Below are 16,708 nucleotides of genomic sequence, written 5' to 3'. Positions count from 1 at the left end.
GTTAAGTCTCATGGCATGACCGACCTCGAGGCCCAGCTTCGGGCGGTCTCGCTGCGCGTCACACGGCCCCGGCTGGCGGTGCTCGCCGCGCTTCGGGACCACCCTCACGTCGACACCGACAGCGTGATCGCGCTCGTTCGGGCGGACCTGCCCACCGTCTCTCACCAGGCGGTTTACGATGTGCTACGTGCGCTCACCGACTCGGGTCTGGTGCGCCGTATCCAACCTGCCGGTGCGACCGCCCGCTACGAAACGCGGGTCGGTGACAACCACCATCACGTCGTCTGCCGCTCCTGCGGCACGATCGCCGACGTCGACTGTGCGGTCGGTCCCGCCCCTTGTCTCACCGCCTCCGACGACCACGGGTTCGTGGTCGACGAGGCGGAGGTCGTCTATTGGGGTCTCTGCCCCGACTGTCTGACCAGCACTCCCGAGTGATCCGCCGAATTCGGAAGAAGGAACAGTAATGAGCGACCCCCAGGGCGCAGCCGGAAAGTGCCCGGTAGCGCACGACTCCGTGACCGCGCACGGCAGCGAGAGCGAGAACCCGGCGATCGACTCGCCGACCCCGAAGACCGGCGGCCGTCCCCGTACCAACCGGGACTGGTGGCCGAACCAGCTCGACCTGTCGGTGCTGCACGCGCACTCCTCGAAGGGCAACCCGCTGGGCGCGGACTTCGAGTACGCCAAGGAGTTCGCGAAGCTCGACGTCGACGCCCTCAAGGCTGACATCACCGAGGTGCTGACCACCTCGCAGGACTGGTGGCCGGCCGACTTCGGTCACTACGGCGGCCTCATGATCCGCCTGAGCTGGCACGCGGCGGGCACCTACCGGATCCAGGACGGCCGCGGCGGCGCCGGTGACGGCGGCCAGCGGTTCGCCCCGCTGAACAGCTGGCCCGACAACGCCAACCTGGACAAGGCGCGCCGCCTGCTCTGGCCGGTCAAGGCCAAGTACGGCCAGAAGATCTCCTGGGCCGACCTGCTCGTTCTCGCCGGCAACGTGGCCCTGGAGTCGATGGGCTTCAAGACCTTCGGCTTCGGCTTCGGCCGTGTCGACGTCTGGGAGCCGGAGGAGATCTTCTGGGGTCCCGAGGACACCTGGCTCGGCGACGAGCGCTACGTCTCGGAGAGCAGCATGTCCGAGGGTGTCGGCGCGACCGAGATGGGCCTCATCTACGTCAACCCGGAGGGCCCGCGCGGTAGCGCCGACCCCCTGGCGGCGGCGCACTTCATCCGGGAGACCTTCGCCCGGATGGCGATGAACGACGAGGAGACCGTCGCCCTCATCGCCGGCGGCCACACCTTCGGCAAGACCCACGGCGCCGGTGTCGCGGACGGCCACGTCGGCGCGGAGCCCGAGGGCGCCCCGCTGGAGGCCCAGGGCCTCGGCTGGCTGAGCACCCACGAGAGCGGCAAGGGCAAGGACGCCATCACGTCCGGCCTCGAGGTCACCTGGACCGACAAGCCGACCGAGTGGAGCAACCGCTTCTTCGAGATCCTCTTCGGCTACGAGTGGGAACTCACCACCAGCCCGGGTGGCGCGAAGCAGTGGGTCGCCAAGACCACCGACGAGATCATCCCGGACGCGTTCGACGCGGCCAAGAAGCACAAGCCGACCATGCTGACGACTGACCTGTCGCTGCGGGTCGACCCGGCGTACGAGAAGATCTCCCGCCGTTTCCTGGAGAACCCGGACCAGTTCGCGCTGGCGTTCGCCAAGGCCTGGTACAAGCTTCTGCACCGTGACATGGGCCCGGTCGCCCGCTTCCTCGGCCCGTGGGTGCCCGAGGCGCAGCTGTGGCAGGACCCGGTCCCGGCCGTGCAGGGTGAGCTGGTCGGCGAGGCCGACATCGCCGCGCTCAAGGCGAAGGTGCTCGACTCCGGTCTCAGCGTCGCGCAGCTCGTCCAGGCCGCGTGGGCCTCGGCCGCCACGTTCCGCTCCACCGACAAGCGCGGTGGCGCGAACGGCGCCCGCATCCGGCTCGAGCCGCAGCGCAACTGGGAGGTCAACCAGCAGGCGATCCCGGTCGTCGACGCCCTCGAGAAGATCCAGCAGGAGTTCAACGCCGCCGGTGGCGCGCAGATCTCCCTCGCTGACCTGATCATCCTGGCCGGCAACGCCGCCGTGGAGAAGGCCGCTGCCGACGCCGGCTTCCCGGTGTCCGTGCCGTTCCGCGCCGGCCGCACCGACGCCACCCAGGAGCAGACCGACGCCGAGTCGTTCAAGGTTCTGGAGCCGCGCGCCGACGCGTTCCGCAACTACCTGCGCCCGGGCGAGAAGACCCAGCCGGAGATCCTGCTGGTCGACCGCGCGTACATGCTGAACCTGACCGCGCCGGAGATGACCGTCCTGGTCGGCGGCCTGCGTGCGCTCGGCAACAACGTCGCGGGCAGCGAGCACGGCGTCCTCACCGACAAGCCGGGCCGGCTGACCAACGACTTCTTCGTCAACCTGCTCTCCCCGGGTACGAAGTGGAAGGCGTCGGACGCCGAGCACGTGTACGAGATCGAGGACCTCGCCACCGGTGAGGTGAAGTGGACCGCCACCGCGGTCGACCTCATCTTCGGCTCGAACTCGCAGCTGCGCGCCCTCGCCGAGGTCTACGCCAGCGCCGACGCGAAGGAGAAGTTCGTCAACGACTTCGTCGCGGCGTGGACGAAGGTCACCGAGCTGGACCGCTACGACCTGGTCTGAGTCTCGAAAGTCATGCCCCGGCTGATGAGTTGCGGATCAGCCGGGGCATGACCCTGTTCACGGCCAGATGACCTTCGGGCCGCAGCCCTCCAGGCTCAGAATGCCGTCGTTGCTGTCGTTCTCGATGTTCGCCTTCGCCCCGAACAGCGCCTCCTGGTAGGCCCAGCCCATCGTCTGGGTGCCGGCGATCCGGCCGTACCACCAGTTGTTGCCGTAGGTGTTCGTGGTCATGCACCACAGGTAGAAGATCGTGCCCTTCTTGATCTTCCCGGTGTGCCCGCAGTCGCCGTACGGGCCGTTCTTCAGGTTGTAGTCCTGCGACGCCACGACGTAGCCGTCGCCGTTGACCTTCTCCCAGGTCGGGTTGCACACCACGGTGGCCGCCCGCGCGGGCGCCGCGATCCCCAGGACCCCCATGGCGAGCGCGACGGCGAAGGTCGCCACCGCACGCCGGCGCACTCGTTCCTCGATCGGTTTCATCGCGGCAGCATAGTCGCGCGTCGATCACTTCACGGCGCCGCCGGTGATGCAGGAGAGGACGGGGCGGAAGAGGACTGGGCCGAGGTGGGCCGAAGAAGACTAGCCTGACCGATATGCGGCTTGCGCGGCTTCTCGGCTGGCGCGGCTGGCGGCTCGTAGCTCTGCCGCTGGCCGTGTGGTTCGGGCTGAGCGCGGCGGCCGTGGGCGGGGTGGCCGCCCTGGAACACGCGAATCATGCCGGGCTCGCGGATCGGTTCGAGCGGCGGCAGGCGCTGGTCGCCAACTTCGTGTCGGCGTACGTCAGCAACCTCGTGGAACGGCAGCGCCGGCAGGCGGACGCCCTGCTCAGCAGCGCCGAGGTGGATCAGGAGGACTTCGATCGGGTGGTGGCGGCGCTCGGGTTCCCGGCCGCGGTGCTGCTCGACAGCGAGGGCATGATGCTGCGCGTCTTCCCCGGTGGGGCGCTGCCGGCCGGGCGGGACCTGACCGGCCGGTACCCGCACCTCGAGGACGCGGTGCGGACCGGGCGGCCGACGATCTCGACGGTCCAGCCGTCGGTCGCCGGGGGCATATCGGTCATCAACTTCGCGGTGCCGTACACGTCCGCGTCGGGGCTGCGCGTCTTCGCGGTGTCGGTCGCGGTCAGCAACAGTCCGCTGTCGGCGTACCTCTCCGCCTCGGTCCCTCCGAGCGACGCCCTGCTGACCCTCTTCGACGAGGCGGGGGCCGTCGTCGCCATGAACCACCGCGGTGCGCCGTCCCGCGCCGCCGGCGACGGATCGGGGCGTTTCCTGCGTGACGGCGAGTGGTGGCGGCACGCGTCCACGCCGGTGACCGGCACGCCGTGGCGGCTGTCCGGCAGCATCGCCGAGGCGAGGCTGTACGGGCCGGTGACCGCCGCCGAACTCGGCATCCGGCTCTCGGTGGGCGCCGGCGTCGCGATCGGCCTGCTCGTGGTGGCAGCGGTCGGCCGGGTCCGGCGCGGACGCTGGGAGCTGCAGCGCGCGAACAGCCAGATGACCGATTTCGTGGCGATGCTCGGCCACGACGTACGCCAGCCGCTCAGCACGATCGTCCTGAACGCCGAGTCGCTGCTCGAGGAGTGGGGTGAGCTGGACGAGAGCGAGAAGCAGCATGCGGTACGCCGGATCAGCGCCGGCGGACAGCGCGCCGACGTGCTGCTCGGCGAGGTCCTCGCCCTGGCCCAGCTGGACGCCGGCGCCGTGGTGGCCCGGCCCGTGCCCGTCGACGTCGCTCACATCGTCCGGGAGGTGGCCGACGCGTCCGGCCACCTGTTCACGGTCAGCGCCCCGCCCGGTGCGACCGCCGTGGCCGATCCGGTGTTCCTCCGGCTCATCCTCGGCAATCTGATCGGCAACGCGGCGAAGTACGGCCGGCCACCCCTGATGATCACCGTGACGGTGACGCCGGCCGAGGTGACGGTGCGGGTGACCGATCACGGTGAGGGCGTGCCGGCCGCGTTCGTGCCGCACCTGTTCGACAGGTTCGCCCGCGCCGACTCCGGGGTGGCGCTGACGAAACCGGGCACCGGGCTCGGCCTCTATCTGGTGCGCCAGCTGGCCGCCGCGAGCGGGCTGACCGTCGGCTATCTGCCGCATCAGCCGCGCGGTGCCACGTTCGTGCTCTCGCTCCCACCGGTCGGGCCGCTGCCGCCGGACCACCACCCCGCGTGGAGGTCCCTGTTCCACGCCTCAGAATGATGTACGGGAGCGGCGGGAACGGCATCAGCCAGCGGCCGCGTCCGGCGCGTTGACGGCTGCGCTATGCTCGTCGTGTTACATGCGCTTGTGCGCATATGAGCATGGGAGGACGCGGCGCATGGGACACGGCCACGATCACGGCACGCCGACGGCGACCGGACGCCACCGTGGCGTTCTGATCGGCGCCCTGTGCGTCTCGCTGATCGTCTTCGCCGTCGAGGTGGTCGGCGCGCTGATCACCGGCAGTCTCGCCCTGCTCGCCGACGCCGGGCACGTCCTCGCCGACGCCGGCGGGGTCGCCCTGGCCCTCGGCGCCACCCTCCTGGCGGCCCGCCCGGCGTCCGGCAGGCACACCTTCGGCTGGGCCCGCGCCGAGATCCTCGCCGCCGCGATCAACGGGCTGGTGCTGGCCGGCATGGGCGTCTACGTCTTCGTCGAAGGCATCCGCCGCCTGATCGAACCGGCCGAGGTGGCGCCCGGCGGCATGGCGCTGTTCGGCGTGATCGGCCTGCTCGGCAACCTGGCCGGCGTGGCCCTGCTCTACCGCGCGCGGGAGGCCAGCCTCAACATGCGCGGCGCGTTCCTGGAAGTGGCCACCGACACGGTCACCTCCCTCGGCGTCCTCGCCGCCGCCGCGATCATCGCGCTGACCGGGTACACCCGCGCCGACGCCGTCGTCTCCATCCTGATCGGCCTGATCATCGCGCCACGAGCCGTCCGGCTGCTGCGCGAGGCGGCGAACATCCTGCTCGAAGCCGCCCCGGGCGACGTCGACCTCGACGACATCCGCGACCACATCACCCGGCTCGACCACGTGAAGGGCGTCCACGACCTGCACGTCCTCACCGTGACGTCGGGCCTGCCGGTGCTGACCGCCCATGTCGTCGTCGACGACTCCTGCTTCCACGACGGCCACGCCCCGCAACTCCTCGACGCGCTGCAGTCCTGCCTGTCCGGCCACTTCGACGTCGAACACTCCACGTTCCAGCTCGAACCGGCGGGGCACGCGGGCCATGAGCACCAGACGCACACCTAGGAAGCGTCTCCCGGATCATGCCGCCGACCGGTGCCTCCCCTGGAGCAGGCGAGGATGGTGTGATGGACGATGTGACGCTCGGCACCGGCGACCTCGCAGGCAGAGGTGTCTACGCCGCTCGGGACTTCGCGCCCGGAGAGGTCGTGGTGGCCTACGAGCTGCGGCCCCTCGACGCGGCGGACTACCTCGCTCTCCCCGAGGGCGAAGACCTGTTCGTGCACAGCTACGGCGGCCGCCGCTATCTCTACCCCGCGCCCGCACGCTTCGTGAACCACTCCGACGACCCCTCGTGCCACCAGGACTTCGATCGGTGCTGCGACATCGCCGCGCGGGCCATCGCGCGCGGTGAGCCGATCACCATCGACGCCGGCCAGGAGACGGCGCGCGAGCTCGGCACCTTCCTCGACGCCTACCGGTCGGCGCTGGACGAGCGGTCGGCGCCGGCCATGAGCGAGCTGATAGACGTCGATGCCGTGCTGTGGACCCGAGGACGGGTGTTCCGGGGCCGGGACGCGGTCGTCGCCGAACTGCTCGGCGACGCCGGGAGCTCGCTGTCAGGCGTGGAGTGGCTCGTCGGCACCGGACGCTGGGAGGCGCTCTGCTCCGCGGACGTCGACACGGCCGGGGGCCGCGGGCACGCCAGCATTCTCCTCAAGGTCATCGCGGGCAACTGGCAGGTGGTCTACCAGCATCGGTCACCGGCCGCGTGACGCCTGCTTGCGCGCCTGGCGCTTCTCGACCGACGTGACCACCTGCTCGCCGACCTGCTCCCGGGTTCGTTTCAGCAGGAACACCGAGGCGATCATGCTGATGAAGAAGGCGATGACGAACCGCAGCAGCGGATCGAGGCCGAACGGGAGCAGGGTCAGGATGCCGAGGGCGGCCATGAAGATCGCCAGCCGGCCGAGGAGCAGCCGGAGAACGGGGTTAGCGAACACCTGGCTATGGTGCCACGCCTCACCGCACCGGAACCGTGGTGGTCACCGTCGCCTGGTCGATGTCGGAGATCCTCAGGGTCAATTTCAACTGCCAATCGCCCGGGTACGGGAAGACCACGTTGCCGAGACCCTGATTCCCCAGCAACGATCCGACCGGGTTCTCGATCTCCTCGATCCCGCGCTCCGGCAGCGACGCGGTCACCTTCCACTCGACCACCGTCAACGGCTTGCCCGCGGGCGTGTAAGCGAACGCGTGCAACGTGTTGTACTCGCCCACCTCGGCCGGGAAGACCTCGAACTGCACGGCGTAGATCGGGCTGTTCAGCGTGGTGACGAAACCCTTCGCCTTCGCGGCGGCCTCGGCCTCCACGTCGACCGTCCGGGCCGGGTTGGTCTGCACGAGGACGGCGCTGACGGCCAGCACCACCACGGCGATCACCACCTCGGCGGCGACGGCGGCGCGCAGCCTCGTCGTGACGGCGCGCCGCACCAGCTGCCGGGAGACGGCGGCGACGGCGAGGACGGCCACCACCAGACCGGTCTTGATCAGCAGGAGACGGCCGTAGTCCGAGTCGACGAGCGCGTGCCACGTCCCGGTCTGCACGACGGCCTGCAGCAGACCGGCCGCGACCAGCCAGTAGACGCTGATCGCCGCCCACCGTGACCAGGACGGCAGGATCACCCGCAGTTCCCGGGTGGCGGCCCGGCGCAGCAGGAACACGGCGAGCACGGTCAGCCCGCCGAGCCAGAACGCCATGGCCGCGAGGTGCACGAGGTCGGCGGTGACCAGGATCGCGGACTGCGGTGACGCGGCCGGGTGCCCGGTGAGCGGCCAGGTGAGCATGCCGGCGAGCGCGAGGACCACCACGCTGATGCCGAGCGGCCGCCCCGGCCGGCGGTGGATCCGGCTCACCAGCGCCGCGAGCACCGCGACGATCGCCAGACGGGCGATCAACGCGAGACCGAAGCCGCTGGTCAGCACGCTCGTGAGCTCACCCGTGGAGACGTCCAGGATGCCGGCGCCGGACGACTGCGGCGCCTGCAGCCACAGCGCGGCGAGGGTGCTCGCGGCGATCAGCCCGAACCCGGTCCGGGACATGACGACCAGGCCCCGCCGGGAGAGCCGGGCCGGGTACCACAGCGCCAGCATCAGGACCGGCCCGGCGGCGAGCACGAGGCCGAGGTAGCCGGCGTACTTGGCGGCCGGGACGGCCTTCTCCACCACCGGGTCGATGCCGTCGTTCACCTCCGGCGGCGGCCCGTTCGAGGGAGCGCCGACGCTGAACGTGTACGCCCCGGACACCGGGTGGCTGTCCGCCGAGACGATCCGGTAGCTGACGAGATAGGTGCCGAGCGGGCGGTCCGGCGTACGGATGGCGATGCTCAGCCCTCGCTCAGCCTGCACCGCGTCGCCGTCGTTGATGCGCTTGCCGTCCGGGCCGAACACCTGCGTCCGGCCCGGGATCACCTGCACCCGCTCGCTGAACACCAGCGTGATCGTGGCGGGCGCCTCCCGCAGCACCGCCCCCTGCTGCGGGCTGGCCTGAGACAGCACCGCGTGCGCGCTGGCCGGCGCGGCCGGGAGCAGGGTGAGCAGCACGCCGGCCATGACCGCGAGCAGGAGGTGAACGCCGCGACGGGCCGCAACCAGGTGTTTCACGCCGAAGGATACGAACCCCGCGCCCCGAACGTTCACTGGCGGCGCGGCGGCGTCGGGGCAGGTGGTGGCAGACATCGGCACGCAGCATTCCAGACGCCACCGCCCGGCCTCAGAGGTGGGCGGAGATGCGGGACAGGATCGCGGTGAGGACGGCGGGGCTGGTCGCGAAGTTGAGGCGCACGAACGAGTCCGAGCCGCCGCCGAAGTCGGCGCCCCGGCTCAGGCGCACCCGGGCCTTCGATTCCAGCAGTGCCGCCGGGTCGGGGCCGAGCGGCGCGACGTTCAGCCAGGCCAGGTAGGTGGCGTCCGGCGGCCGGTACCCCGCGTCCCACGGCAGCGTGGCGGCCCACCGGGTGACCTGGTCGCGGTTGGCGGCGAGCACCTCCATCAGCCCGGTCAGCCACGAGCCGGCCTCCCGCCAGGCGGCCACCGTCGCGACCCGGCCGAGCGTGCTCGGCTGACCGAAATAGTCCAGCGGGAAGCGTTCCAGGATCGCCGCGAGGCGGGACGGCCCGATGTGCGCGACGGCGCAGCGCAGACCGGCGATGTTGAAGGCCTTCGTCGCCGACGTCGCGGTCACCGTGCGACCGGCCGCGTCGGCGTTCAGCGACGCGAACGGGATGTGCCGATGACCGGCGTAGACCAGATCCGCGTGGATCTCGTCGGAGAGCACGGTCAGATCGTGCTCCCGCGCGGCGGCGGCCAGCTCCTCCAGTGCGGCCCGGGAGAACACCCGGCCGGTCGGGTTGTGCGGGTTGACCAGCAGCAGCAGCGTGCAACCGGCCAGCAGCGACGGGTCGAGCGGCGCCAGCGGATCGAGGGCCACGACCCGGCGGCCGGCGCGTTCGATGCTGGCGAGGAACGGCGGGTAGTTCGGCACGTGCAGCGCGATGCCGTCGCCGGGCGCCGTGACCGCCTCGATGACGACCTGGAGGATCTGGATCAGGTCGGTGAACACCCTGGTGCGGCCGGGCCGGGGATGCCAGCCGTGCCGGGTCGCCATCCGCTCCTCGAACGCGCTGACCAGCGGGTCGCCACCGGGCCAGTGCGGGTAGCCGTGATCGGTCACCTCGTGCAGCCGCCGCCGGATCGCGGGCGCCACCGGGAAGTCCATGTCGGCCACCCACGCGCCGAGGACGCCCTCGTCCAGGTCGCCCCACTTCACGCCGTACCCGCTGCGGAGCCGGGTCACGTCCACCTCGAAATCGGTCATGACCGGGCCAGCAGGGCGTCGCGCATGATCTCCATCTGGCCGTGGTGCTGCGCCAGTTCCTCGAAGACGTGCAGCAGCGCCGCACCCCGGTTCAGCTCGCGGTCCGGACCTTGGAAGGACGCGGGTGGCCGCGCTTGCAGCGCCGCTTCCGGCTCGGCGTCCCGCACATCCTCCACCAGCCGATCCCGTACGTCGGAAGCCCGCGCCACGAGCGGCCCGACCGGCCCGGACGCCCGGAACTCGGCGTCCCGGTCGCGCTCCACGGTCCGGCCGGCGACGAGCGCCCCCGACCAGAACTCGACCACGCCGAGACAGTGGGTGAGCAGCGCGTACGGCGTGTTGGCGCCGGGCAGCGGCGGCCGGGTGTTGGCGAGTTCGTCACCGAGACCGGCGACGATGCCGGTCATGCCGTCGAGTGCCCGGCCGGCGAAGTACAGGTAGTCGTCCTTGGATATCACTCACGCCTCCTCAACCGTCACCCTCTCAGCCGGTGACGTTGCGGCGAGCTTGCCGCCGACCACCGTCACCTGTCAAGGTGGTGACGTGGAGTTCGTCTTCGTCAGCGGCAACCCCGCCCTCGATCTGCTCGGGACGCTCAAGTGGCGTCGCAGCGCGCCCGAGGAAGGGCTGCCGACACCGGCCGACGCCGCGCGCTGGGCGGTCGAGGCCGGCCTGCTGAGCGACCCGCCGGAGGCCGGCGAGGAGGAGCTGCGGCGGCTCACCGAGCTGCGCGAGTCGGCGTATCGGCTGGTGCACGCGACGATGGCGGGGGCCCCGGCGGACGCGGCCGACCTCCGTACCGTCAATGAGGCCGCCGCCGGATCACCCGCCTCGATCACCCTCACCGCCCGGGGCGCGCGGCGGACCGGAAGCCTGGACGCCGTCACCGCCGAGGTCGCGCGGGCCGCCGTCGCCCTGGTCGGGGACATGTACGGCGCGACGCCCCCGAAGGTCCGCGAGTGTGAGCGCGACGCCTGCACCCGGCTCTTCATCGACCGGTCCCGGGGCGGCACGCGCTCGTGGTGCGGCATGGCCGAGTGCGGCAACCGGGTGAAGGCCCGCGAGTACCGCGCCCGCAAGGCCGCTGATCGTGAGGCCCGCTTATCGTGAGGCCCGCTGAATGCCGGGCTTTGATCGGCGGTGGTGCTCAGTGCGCGGGCAGACGGACGGTGAACGTCGTCGCGCCGTCGCGGGACCTGCCCGGCACACCGGCCATGAGCGTGCCGCCGTGCTGCTCGACGATGGCGCGGGCGGCGGTCAGGCCCAGGCCGTTGCCGGGAATGCCGCTGTGCCGGGCCGCCTCGCCGCGGAAGAACAGATCGAAGAGGTGCTCGTGCTCGTGCGCCTTGATCTCGGCACCGGTGTCGGTGACCGCGAGAACCGCCGCCGAGCCCTCCTCGTGCACGTCCAGGGTGACGGTCGTGGCTTCGGCGGCCCAGGTCAGCGCATTGGCGAGCAGTTCGTCGACGACCTCGCGCAGCCGTGCCGGATCGCCCTCGACGGTGACCGCTGCGGGCGCGGTGACCTCGACGGCCACCCGGTCGCCGGCTCGCGCGCGGGCCTGGTCGGCGGCCGCGGCGGCCAGGGCGGTCAGGTCGACGGCGTCCCGGAGCAGATCGATGCGGCCGGTGCGCAGGCCGGCCACGTCGAGCAGCCGCATGACGATGCCGTGCAGGGTGGTGGCGTTGCGCCGCATCACGGCGACGGCCTCGCGCTGCTCGCCGTCCAGGGCGGGATCCTCGGACAGCAGGTCGGCGTAGGACTGGATGCTGGTCAGCGGAGTGCGCAGTTCGTGGCCGACCAGGGCGATGTACTCGTCGCGGGTGCGGTCGAGCTCGGCGGCGAGGCGTTCGGCGCGGCGGCGTTCCAGGAACTCGCCGAGCCGGGCGCCGATGCCGGTGACGACGGCGGCCCGGGCGCCCTCGGAGATCTCCGCGGTGTCGGCGTAGCAGACCAGCACTCCCAGCGGGTTCCGCCCGGCCGGGACCGGGATGGCCAGCGCGCCGGCGTCCTCGGCCGGCGCCCAGATCGGCTCGGCGGCGCACAGGGCCCGGTGCGGCAGGTCGCGGTCGCAGCCGGTGAAGCCGGGCTCGGACCACCAGGCCTCCCGGCGCAGCTGCCGCGTCACGTCGTCGACGGTCCAGAACGAGGTGGCGACCCACCCCACCGAGGCGGCCACGATCCGCATCACCTCGTCCAGCACGCCGTCCGGCGGGTGCGGCTGCGCGACCAGATGGGTCACCTCCAGCTCGCCCTGCTGCACGCGGGCGCTCGTGCGGCGGACCGTGACGTCGCGCAGCGTCACCACGGCGGCGAGCGGCGGCTGCCCGGTGAGCGGGCGGGCGGACAGCCGGAAGATGCGGCGTGGCTCGCCCGGTATCCGGGTCACCACCTCGACGTCCCCGACCGGCTCGCCCCGCAGCGCCCGCACGAGAGGCTGGTAGGCCGGATCCAGCGGCCGGCCGTCCTGATCGTGCAGGTGCAACCGCCGTGGCCACTCCTCGGCGGGCGCCCCGCCGAGACGATCGCCGACGACGTCCCGGGCGGCCTGGTTGTAGAGCAGCGGCCGGCCGGTCCCGTCGCAGCCGATCACCGCGATGTCGAGGATGTCGGCGATGGCGCGCAGCGTCTGGTTCTGCTTCTGCAGCTGCTCGCGGGCGAAGATCTGCGCCTGGTCCTGGCCGGTCTGCCGGGCCTCGACGAAGGCGGTGACGTCCTCGACCCGGTGCACGACGTGCCGCAGCTCGCCGTCCGGGCCGAAGATCGGCGCGTTGACCGGCGCCCAGTGCCGGGTCTCGAAGCCGCCGCCGGGCTGCGGGATGTCGTACTTCTGGATGTCCATCACGTCGGTGACGTGCTCGCGCAGCACCCGTTCGAGCGAGGCGCGCAGCCGGGCCGGCCCGTCCCCGGCCGGGTCGTCCGGATTGTCCGGGAACGCGGCGAAGACCAGCCGGCCGAGCAGTTCCTCCCGGCTGCGCCGGGTGGCGGCGAGGTAGGACTCGGTCACCTCGACGATGCAGAGATCCGGGTCGAGGACGAGGAGCGCGGCGGGCGCACCGCGGAACAGAAGCCGGTAGTCGACCGCCCCATCGGCACTCACATTTGCGACATTACCTTCCTGATCGCCTCCCGGATGCGCGGATAGGTGCCGCAGCGGCACACGTTGCGGATGGCGTCCAGGTCGTCGTCGGTGATCTCCCGGCCCTCGTCGGCGACCCGCCGGACCAGCGCGACCGCCGCCATGATCTGGCCGGGCTGGCAGTACCCGCACTGGACCACGTCCTGGTCGAGCCAGGCCTGCTGCATCGGGTGCAGGTCGGCGCCGGCGGTCGCGGCCAGGCCCTCGATCGTCACCACCTCGTCGTCCGGCGCCAGCGAGCCGACCGGGATGGCGCACGGCGTCACGGCCCGGCCGTTGAGATGACTGGTGCACGCCCGGCAGACGGCGATGCCGCAGCCGTACTTCGGGCCGGTCACCCCGAGCAGATCCCGCAGGACCCAGAGCAGGCGTACGTCGGACGCCACCTCGACGGTGACCGGCGAGCCGTTGAGGCGGAAGGTGTGCTCAGGCAACGGTGCCTCCGGTGGACGGCGATTCGGGGACGGGCGGGATCGTCGGCTTCGGCGTGAACGACAGCGTGCCGTGATTGATCGGGAAGACCGTCGGCAGCGTGCCGGTGGCCCGGGCGTACGCGCAGGCGACCGCCGCCATCGACGCGGCCACGCCCAGTTCACCGGCCCCGCCCGGCTCGTCCGAACTGCTCGGCATCACGATGATCCGCAGGTCGGGCGGCGTGTTCCACTGCCGGGTGTAGAAGTAGTTGTCCCAGCTGGCCTCGAGGAAATGGCCGTCCTGCAGGTGCAGGCTGGAGGTGAGGGCCAGCGCGATGCCGTCCATGACCCCGCCCATCATCTGCGCCTCCAGGCCGCGCGGATTGACGGCCAGGCCGACGTCGACGGCGAAGACCGCCTTCGTCACCCGCGGGCCGCCGACGCCGTCGCGGATCGGGCGGTTCACCGTCGCCGGCCGGCAGTCGATCTCGACGAGGCACGCGCTGACCGCCTTGTACTCGGCGTGGAACGCGATGCCCTGGGCCACTCCGGCCGGCAGCGCCCGGCCCCACTGCCCCGCCTCGGCGACAGCGGTCAGCACCGCGCGGGCGCGGTCGTCGCGCAGGAAGTCGCGCCGGACCCGGAGAGGATCCTTCCCCATCCTCAGGCCGAGCTGATCGACCATCAACTCCCTCGCGCACGTCGTGTCCGGCGAGTAGACGTTGCGCATGCTGCCGGTGTTGAACCCCTTGCCGGTCTCGGCCAGCAGCCGGCTGTGTATCCCGAACCGGTACGGCGATGTATGGCTGAACTGGAAGAACGTCTGCGCGAAGGCCTGGTCGCCGATGGGCAGCCGGGCGGCCATCGCGGTCAGCAGCTCACCCAGGCCGTGCCCGAGGTCGGTGGTGACGCTGGTGTGCCGCTGCTCGAAGCCGAGCACCAGATCGCCGGCGTAGGCGATCCGGACCCGGGAGGTCGCCATCGGATGAGTACGGCCCTGCCGGGAGTCGTCGGCGCGGTGCCACATCAGCCGTACCGGCTTGCCGATCTTCCGGGACAGCTCGGCGGCCTCCAGGGCGGCGTCGAAGAACAGCTTGCGGCCGAACGAGCCGCCGCCCTCGGTCACGTGCACGGTGACCCGGTCCGGCAGCAGGCCCAGCTTGGCGGCGATGGCCTGCTTCGCCACGATCGGCGACTTGAGGGCGGACCAGATCTCGGCGCGGTCCGCCCGTACGTCGGCGACCGCGCAGTTCGTCTCCAGGGCACTGTTGCTGCGGAAGTGGAACGTGAACCGGCCTTCGACGAACGGGGTGAGCGGCCGGGGCCCGAGCGGCAGCTCCGCGGCGGCCAGCTCCTTGAGCACGGTCTGCTCGGACTTGCCGTCGACGGGTCCGGGCTGCCAGGCGACCCGCAGCGCGCGGACCGCGTCGATGCACTGGCCGAACGTGTCGGCGCGGACCGCCACGCCCGTGGAGATCGGGACCACGTCGGTGACGCCGGGCATGGCGCGTACCTCGGCGAGGTTGGCGATCGGCCCGGGCCTGCCGTTGATCGTGGGTGGCCGGCAGATCATCGCCGGTTTCGCGCCGGGTACGTCGAGGTCCATCGCGAAGGTCTTGCGCCCGGTCACCGCGTCCCGGGCGTCGATGCGGTTCTGGGGTCTGCCGATGACGGTGAAGCTCTCCCTCGGGGCGAGCTCCACCGGCACCGCCAGGGTCTTCGCGCTGGCCGCCTTGCCCGCGAGAGCGCCGATGTCGACGCTGCGCCCGGCGCGGTCGCTGATCACGCCCGCCTTCAAGGTCAGGCCGGCCCGGGAGACGTTCCACGAGGTCGCCGCGGCCTGCAGCAACCGCTCCCGGGCGACCGCCGCCGCCACCCGGATCGGCGTGTACGTCGCGATCGTCGTGTTCGAAGCACCGGTGAGCTGGTTGAACAGCAGCTCCGGCCGCGCGTCGGCGAGCGTGATCCGCACCCGGCGCACCGGGATCGACAGCTCCTCGGCGATCAGCATCGCCGTCGAGGTGGTGATCCCCTGGCCGACCTCGGCCCGCGGCAGCGCGAACGACACCGTGCCGTCCGCGTTGACCTCCACCGCGATGAGACCGGACGTCGGCAGCGCCGCCGCCGTCATGATGTCGTTCAGATCGAGGATGTCGGTGATGTCGGCGTCCGCCCTGGTGGAGGCCGCGGTCACCAGGACCGGGCCGGCCAGCACGTAGCCGAGGAAGCGGCGCCGCTTCATTCGGGCCTGTTGATGGTCGGGATGTCGATCCTGGTCTCCTGGCCCTTCGTCAGGAAGAAGAGGATGTACTGCCGGACCGCCTCGTCGATCACCCAGGCCGCCTCCGGGACCAGCGGCAGCGGGATCAGCCCCTCACGGAACCTGACCAGCAGCGGCCACAGCCGGGAGATCAGCGGACCCCAGATCGGCTCGCGCTCGATGGCGTCCCAGTCCGCCACCTGGTCGCCGACGAGATAGCGGGCCAGCGCGTTGACCAGGGGCCGGCCGACGCTGCCCGGGCTGGTCTGCTCGGCGAGCTGGCTGAGCAGGATGTCGGTGAGCTCGACGCCCTCCCGGGTCGGTCCCATGTTCGGCGGCAGCACCAGGTCCGACTGCTGGTTGGCGGCCGCCCAGGTGGCCGGGATGTACTCGTCGCGGACCCCGAGCATGTGCGCGGTCACCTGCCAGACGTGCAGGTAGGCCTGCGAGTCGGCAGCGGTGATCGGCACGTTCCACTCGCGCAGCTTGCGCATGGCGTAGGTCGGCAGGGTGTGCCAGGTGACGAGAATGTCCTCCTGGCTGATGATCGGGCCCCACTTCCAGTGCGGCGACTGCGGCAGCAGGTGACGGACGGCCGCGTGCACGAGCCGGGTCTTCACCGCGTTGACGACGCAGTCACCGTCCGGCCGGTACGCGTTGAGCGCCCCCACCGAGAAGCCGAGGAGGCTGGTCTTCGCGACCCGGTCCTCCATGTCGGCGCCACCCTTGGAGTAGTAGACCGACCAGGCCTCCTTCGGGATGGCGGTGCTCAGCATGCCACCGCCGACGCCGTTGAGCAGGTTCAGGTAGAGCCCGCGGGACTTGTTGAACTGCGCGGCCCGCTCGAGTTTCGCGGTGTCCGCCCAGGACGGCAGCTGCCGGGCCTGCTCGATGAAGTCGACGAGGTAGCCGGGCAGGCCGGCCGGGAGCGGCTGGTCGTTGCGGGTCCAGGTCCACAGCAGCCGGTTGACCTCCGGGACGACGCCGGTGTCGAGCAGTTCGGCGCTCACCGGGTCGGCTTCCGGGTCGAAGATCGTCCGGGGATCGGTCGCGGACCAGGTCCACTCCCTCGCCTGGGCGGGCGCGGTGACGCCGAGGGCGCCGAACGCTCCCAGCGCGCTGCCGGACAGCAGAACTCTGCGTTTCACTC

The 16,708-nt window shown here is 71.6% G+C and carries 15 protein-coding genes; 6 read left to right on the top strand and 9 right to left on the bottom strand.

Annotated elements, in window-relative coordinates:
- Positions 1–15: 15 nt before the first annotated feature.
- Both EP757_RS29890 and katG read left to right on the top strand, forming a co-directional pair.
- Positions 16–438, top strand: coding sequence for a Fur family transcriptional regulator (locus EP757_RS29890; RefSeq protein ID WP_127551648.1), 423 nt, complete (start codon positions 16–18; stop codon positions 436–438).
- A gap of 28 nt (positions 439–466) precedes the next feature.
- Entirely contained in the window at positions 467–2,698 is a 2,232-nt protein-coding gene (gene katG, locus EP757_RS29885; RefSeq protein WP_127551646.1) for a catalase/peroxidase HPI, read from the top strand.
- Positions 2,699–2,755: 57 nt separating this feature from the next.
- Here katG and EP757_RS29880 read toward each other — a convergent pair whose 3' ends face one another.
- Positions 2,756–3,178 carry a hypothetical protein gene (locus EP757_RS29880; RefSeq protein WP_127551644.1) on the bottom strand — a complete coding sequence of 141 codons (423 nt, stop codon included), beginning with the start codon at positions 3,176–3,178 and terminating at the stop codon, positions 2,756–2,758.
- A 113-nt stretch (positions 3,179–3,291) separates the two neighbouring features.
- Here EP757_RS29880 and EP757_RS29875 point away from each other — a divergent pair, with 113 nt between their 5' ends.
- The 3 genes from EP757_RS29875 (at position 3,292) to EP757_RS29865 (ending at position 6,645) form a co-directional block, all read left to right on the top strand.
- Positions 3,292–4,899 carry a sensor histidine kinase gene (locus EP757_RS29875; protein ID WP_127551642.1) on the top strand — a complete coding sequence of 536 codons (1,608 nt, stop codon included), beginning with the start codon at positions 3,292–3,294 and terminating at the stop codon, positions 4,897–4,899.
- Positions 4,900–5,017: 118 nt separating this feature from the next.
- The gene (locus tag EP757_RS29870; protein ID WP_127551640.1) at positions 5,018–5,935 is read left to right on the top strand and encodes a cation diffusion facilitator family transporter; all 918 of its coding nucleotides are present in this window, start codon (positions 5,018–5,020) and stop codon (positions 5,933–5,935) included.
- 62 nt (positions 5,936–5,997) lie between these two features.
- Entirely contained in the window at positions 5,998–6,645 is a 648-nt protein-coding gene (locus tag EP757_RS29865) for an SET domain-containing protein-lysine N-methyltransferase (protein WP_127551638.1), read from the top strand.
- Here EP757_RS29865 and EP757_RS29860 read toward each other — a convergent pair.
- From EP757_RS29860 to EP757_RS29845, 4 genes are all read right to left on the bottom strand, one after another.
- Positions 6,631–6,873 (bottom strand): DUF4229 domain-containing protein, encoded by a 243-nt coding sequence (locus EP757_RS29860; protein ID WP_127551636.1) that lies wholly within the window; start codon positions 6,871–6,873, stop codon positions 6,631–6,633. The genes EP757_RS29865 and EP757_RS29860 overlap by 15 nt on opposite strands.
- Positions 6,874–6,892: 19 nt before the next feature.
- Positions 6,893–8,482, bottom strand: a complete 1,590-nt coding sequence (locus tag EP757_RS29855; RefSeq protein WP_232050724.1) for a copper resistance CopC/CopD family protein — start codon at positions 8,480–8,482, stop codon at positions 6,893–6,895.
- 160 nt (positions 8,483–8,642) lie between these two features.
- Positions 8,643–9,746 (bottom strand): MalY/PatB family protein, encoded by a 1,104-nt coding sequence (locus EP757_RS29850; RefSeq protein WP_127551632.1) that lies wholly within the window; start codon positions 9,744–9,746, stop codon positions 8,643–8,645.
- The gene (locus EP757_RS29845; RefSeq protein WP_127551630.1) at positions 9,743–10,204 is read right to left on the bottom strand and encodes a DinB family protein; all 462 of its coding nucleotides are present in this window, start codon (positions 10,202–10,204) and stop codon (positions 9,743–9,745) included. The genes EP757_RS29850 and EP757_RS29845 overlap by 4 nt, the downstream gene beginning before the upstream one ends.
- An 85-nt stretch (positions 10,205–10,289) precedes the next feature.
- On the opposite strand from EP757_RS29845, the gene EP757_RS29840 reads away from it, so the two are divergent.
- The gene (locus EP757_RS29840; protein WP_197725410.1) at positions 10,290–10,856 is read left to right on the top strand and encodes an ABATE domain-containing protein; all 567 of its coding nucleotides are present in this window, start codon (positions 10,290–10,292) and stop codon (positions 10,854–10,856) included.
- A gap of 37 nt (positions 10,857–10,893) precedes the next feature.
- Here the strand turns inward: EP757_RS29840 and EP757_RS29835 are convergent, their stop codons facing one another.
- Genes EP757_RS29835 through EP757_RS29820 form a run of 4 tightly spaced genes read right to left on the bottom strand, consistent with a single transcriptional unit; the run spans position 10,894 to position 16,706 of the window.
- Positions 10,894–12,846, bottom strand: coding sequence for a PAS domain-containing sensor histidine kinase (locus tag EP757_RS29835; RefSeq protein ID WP_127551626.1), 1,953 nt, complete (start codon positions 12,844–12,846; stop codon positions 10,894–10,896).
- Positions 12,843–13,319 carry a (2Fe-2S)-binding protein gene (locus EP757_RS29830; protein WP_127551624.1) on the bottom strand — a complete coding sequence of 159 codons (477 nt, stop codon included), beginning with the start codon at positions 13,317–13,319 and terminating at the stop codon, positions 12,843–12,845. The genes EP757_RS29835 and EP757_RS29830 overlap by 4 nt, the downstream gene beginning before the upstream one ends.
- Positions 13,312–15,540 carry a molybdopterin cofactor-binding domain-containing protein gene (locus EP757_RS29825; protein WP_127551622.1) on the bottom strand — a complete coding sequence of 743 codons (2,229 nt, stop codon included), beginning with the start codon at positions 15,538–15,540 and terminating at the stop codon, positions 13,312–13,314. The genes EP757_RS29830 and EP757_RS29825 overlap by 8 nt, the downstream gene beginning before the upstream one ends.
- Positions 15,537–16,706: an oxygenase MpaB family protein gene (locus EP757_RS29820; protein WP_127551620.1), complete on the bottom strand. Its 1,170-nt coding sequence runs from the start codon at positions 16,704–16,706 to the stop codon at positions 15,537–15,539. Before EP757_RS29820 ends, EP757_RS29825 begins: the two co-directional genes overlap by 4 nt.
- Positions 16,707–16,708: the final 2 nt, after the last annotated feature.

Source organism: Actinoplanes sp. OR16 (genome assembly GCF_004001265.1).
Classification (GTDB): domain Bacteria; phylum Actinomycetota; class Actinomycetes; order Mycobacteriales; family Micromonosporaceae; genus Actinoplanes.
This window is presented reverse-complemented; position numbering and strand designations above follow the sequence as displayed.